This window comes from Streptomyces sp. NPDC051133, from assembly GCF_040682635.1.
Taxonomy (GTDB): Bacteria; Actinomycetota; Actinomycetes; order Streptomycetales; family Streptomycetaceae; genus Streptomyces.
In genome coordinates, this window is sequence record NZ_JBFBBK010000193.1 from 1 (window position 1) to 2,149 (window position 2,149).

Annotated in this window: 3 protein-coding genes and 1 pseudogene; 2 read left to right on the forward strand and 2 right to left on the reverse strand. The window is 65.9% G+C overall.

Annotated elements, in window-relative coordinates; all coding sequences use genetic code 11:
• Window positions 1-523: helix-turn-helix domain-containing protein (locus AB0N17_RS46275; protein WP_366017673.1), on the reverse strand; the 523-nt coding region annotated here is incomplete at its 3' end.
• Between the two features lie 38 nt (window positions 524-561).
• On the opposite strand from AB0N17_RS46275, the pseudogene AB0N17_RS46280 reads away from it, so the two are divergent.
• Window positions 562-1,311, forward strand: a pseudogene (locus tag AB0N17_RS46280) (IS256 family transposase); the annotation flags it as partial.
• A gap of 56 nt (window positions 1,312-1,367) precedes the next feature.
• On the opposite strand, the gene AB0N17_RS46285 reads toward AB0N17_RS46280, so the two are convergent.
• Entirely contained in the window at window positions 1,368-1,811 is a 444-nt protein-coding gene (locus AB0N17_RS46285) for a DUF6233 domain-containing protein (RefSeq protein ID WP_366017675.1), read from the reverse strand.
• A 249-nt stretch (window positions 1,812-2,060) separates the two neighbouring features.
• Between AB0N17_RS46285 and AB0N17_RS46290 the strand changes: the two genes are divergently transcribed.
• Window positions 2,061-2,149 (forward strand): IS3 family transposase (locus tag AB0N17_RS46290; protein WP_366017676.1); only part of this gene is annotated, 89 nt, incomplete at its 3' end.

The window sequence follows — 2,149 nt, forward strand, 5'->3', positions numbered from 1 at the left end:
AGATGGTATCCGGGCAGGCGTTCATCGCATCCTGTCCGGGCCGGGTGCGGGCCAGGTACCGGGTGATCTGCTGCGGTGACCAGTGCTCTTTGAGTTTGTCGTTGACGAAGTCACGCAGCTGAGGTTTCGCACGGAATTTCTCCGGCTTCGGTCGGTTCCGGCGCAGGATCGCCTGGTTGTGTGACCACCAGGGGTTGTAGGTGCCGTCGGGACCGCGGCTGTGGGAAATCTCCCGGTAGACGGTGGAGCGGTGTTTGCCAATCTCCCGGGCGATCGCCGAAGCCGTGCGGCCGGCGAGCAGGCCCTGGGCGATCGCGATCCGGTCGTCCTGGGTCATGTAGCGTTCGTTGATGGGCTTGTCGGGCAGCAGCATGCGTCCAGCCTTGATGAACCACACCGACCCGCAGCTCGTCGATACGCCCACATGGCGGGCAGCGCCTGCCCCTTTCAGGCCACCTCTACGCAGTTCGAAGTACTGCTTCGGCACCGACAGAGGCAAGCGATTCAGTGGATACTTCGGCATCAGACGGACTCCTTCCAGGAGTCGCAATCACCGATGGAAACCGCCCGGTTTATCCGGTCTTGTTCATCGATTGCGTGCACGTGAAGCTGCGGGACGGCAAGGTCGCCAACCGTCCGATCTACGTCGTGCTCGCGGTCGAGGGCACCCGCGAGATCCTCGGATTGTGGGCCGGTGACGGCGGCGAAGGTGCCAAGTACTGGCTCCAGGTGCTGACCGAGATCAAGAACCGCGGGACAGAGGACGTCTGCATGGTCGTCTGTGACGGGCTCAAGGGCTTGCCGGATGCGATCGAGGCGGTCTGGCCTCAGGCGATCACGCAGACGTGCGTCGTCCACCTGATCAGGGCGTCGTTCCGCTATGCGGCCCGCCAGGACTGGGACAAGATCGCACGCGCGCTCAAGCCCATCTACACCGCCGCCACCCAGGACATCGCCGAGGAGAGGTTCCTCGAATTCTGCGAAGCCTGGGGAAAGAAGTATCCGGCGATCGTGAGGCTGTGGGAGAACGCCTGGGCCGAGTTCGTACCGTTCCTCCAATTCGACAGCGAGATAAGGCGAGTTGTCTGCACGACCAACGCCATCGAGTCGGTGAACGCGCGGATCCGCAAGGCCGTCAGGGCCCGCGGGCACTTCCCGAACGAGCAGGCCGCGATCAGGTGCGTCTACATGGCCATCATGAGCCTCGACCCGACCGGACAGGGACGCAAACGCTGGTCACAGCGATGGAAGGCCGCTCTGAACGCCTTCGAGATCACCTTCGACGGGCGGCTCTCCGCCTCCCGCCGCTGAACCCCCCAACAAACCCAGAAACACCGTTCGATTTACAGACCCGGCTTCTGCCACGGCTAGTCGAGGAACCCCAGATTGCTGTCGGGCCCGCAGAACTCGCAGGCACGGAAGAACTTCCCATCGCCCAGCGCGGTACGGGCCTCATCGGCGCTGATCGGGCGGGTGTCGCGTTGGATCACGGTGCAGTCGGCCACGTGGACACCGGCACCCAGCGGGTGATTGGGAGGGCAAGGACTTCTCCACCAGGTAGCCACCCGCCTGCCGCGGGCGGGCGCTTCCAGGGCCGGCTGCTGTTCGGCCTGCGCAAGGCGGCGGGCACCGGGAGCTTGGCTCTCTACGGCGGCCAGCGCCTGACGGACCGCGGCGGCTTGCAGACGCAGGTAGGTGCTCAGGGTTTCGGTGTCGGCGAGCTGTCGATCGAGGTACGCCAGGATCGCGCGCAGACGCGGAGGCCCCGCCGACGCGCAACAGACACCAGACGGCCCCGATCCCCCGCCCACACGCCCTACCGCCCGCCCGTCCCGTCCCTCTTTTTCTGTCTGGGGTGACGCGGGGGTCCCTCTATGTCTTTGGTCCAGCGAGGCGCGGGGTTCTGGGTTCGTAGAAGGTGCCGTCGCGGAGCATGGCGAAGAGCACGTTGATCCGTTGTCGGGCCAGGCGGAGAAGTGAGGTTCCCCCTGCCGGCCGGAGTTCCCCCTGCCGGCCGGACAGCTTGATACTGGGACGGATGGTCCCGGAGGAAGGAGGAGGTGCTGGTGGGCGAGATCCGGGTGCTTCACGCCGGATCTCGCGGTGCCTACGGGGCTCCGCGGATCCACGCTGCCCTGCGGCGGGCCGG